The 392-nt window shown below is 63.3% G+C and carries 1 pseudogene; it reads left to right on the top strand.

From position 1 onward, the window contains the following. A pseudogene (locus ACFORG_RS20715) lies at window positions 1–309 on the top strand (hypothetical protein); the annotation flags it as partial. Window positions 310–392: the final 83 nt, after the last annotated feature.

Below are 392 nucleotides of genomic sequence, written 5' to 3'. Positions count from 1 at the left end.
GGCGGCGATGGAGCGGACCGGTTCTTCCATCTTGGCGTGGCCGATCACGGCTCGGACTGGGTGCAGGACTATGACGTTGCCGAGGGAGACGTTCTGGTCTTCGGCAGCATGGCGACGGCGGACCAATTCCAGATCAACCTCGCGCATACCGCCACTCCGGACGGGGAACGCTCCGGAGATGACGATGTGCAGGAGGCGTTCGTGATCTACCGCCCGACCGGGCAGATCATGTGGGCGCTGGTCGATGGCGAAGGGCAATCCAGCATCAATCTCCAGATCGGCGGGGAAGTGTTCGACCTGTTGACGTAACGGTCTCCGCAAGCTCCTGGCCGTCAGCTCTATCGCGGTGCGGGAGGGCTTCGAGCCTGCGCAACAGGTTCCTGACCGTGGAA

The organism is Lutimaribacter marinistellae (assembly GCF_042648365.1).
GTDB classification, from domain to species: domain Bacteria; phylum Pseudomonadota; class Alphaproteobacteria; order Rhodobacterales; family Rhodobacteraceae; genus Lutimaribacter_A; species Lutimaribacter_A marinistellae.
The sequence above is the reverse complement of the archived record's forward strand: the minus strand, read 5'-3'. Positions and strand labels throughout refer to the sequence as shown.